Origin of the sequence: Mesorhizobium sp. M1078 (genome assembly GCF_040318615.1) — a bacterium.
Classification (GTDB): Bacteria; Pseudomonadota; Alphaproteobacteria; order Rhizobiales; family Rhizobiaceae; genus Mesorhizobium.
Genome location: NZ_JAMYMP010000096.1, coordinates 1 through 867, shown reverse-complemented (window position 1 = coordinate 867; position 867 = coordinate 1). Strand labels below are relative to the sequence as shown.

The 867-nt window shown below is 63.7% G+C and carries 1 protein-coding gene; it reads right to left on the bottom strand.

The features are described from left to right. On the bottom strand, positions 1-867 hold an 867-nt coding region (locus NKH38_RS33250; RefSeq protein ID WP_352765755.1), incomplete at both ends, for an adenylate/guanylate cyclase domain-containing protein.

Below are 867 nucleotides of genomic sequence, written 5' to 3'. Positions count from 1 at the left end.
TCGCCGGTGCGGCGGACGCTCCCCTCGACAACGAAGCGGACGCCAAGGTCGCGCGCGACGTCCGCCAGCGCTGCAGGCTTGTTCTTGTAGGCGAACACCGAGTTGCGCGCGATGACGTCCAGACCGGACAGCTTGGTGAGGTCGGTGATCAGATCCTCGGTGATGCCGTCAGCGAAATAGTCCTGGCCTGGATCGCCGCCGAGGTTTGCAAACGGCAGCACGGCAACCGATGGCCGCGATGGCACTGAGAACTTCTGCCATGCGAAAATGCCGGCAATCGCGGCGATCGCCAAGGCGGCGGCGCCTGCCAGGATGATGACGCGCGAGCTCGGCCGGTGTGGCGCGGCCGTGACCTTTCCCGATGCTGCGGGATCCAGCAGCAGTCGATAGGCGCGAACCGGATCGGCGATGTTCTTGAGGCGCTGCTCGCCAAGACTGGCAAAGCCGACATCAACCTTGTGAACGGCATGATCAAATGCGGTTCCGGAGATACATACACCCCCCGGCTCGGCCATAGCCTCGAGGCGCGCGGCGATGTTGACGCCATCGCCGTAGATGTCATTTTCCTCTACGATGACATCACCGAGATTGACGCCGATGCGAAACCGGATGTGGCGGGGGTCGGAGGTGCCCGGGTCTCGGACAGCCATCCGGCGCTGAATCGCGGCAGCGCATTGGACGGCATCAACGACGCTGGCGAATTCGACCAGCGCCCCGTCTCCCATGAGCTTGATAATCCGACCGTGGAATTCCTTGATCGCGGGGTCGACCAGTTCTCGACGGCAACCCTTCAGTCGTTCGAGCGTGCCGACCTCATCCTCGCCCATGAGCGTGCTGTAGCCGACCACGTCGGCAGCAAGGATCGCG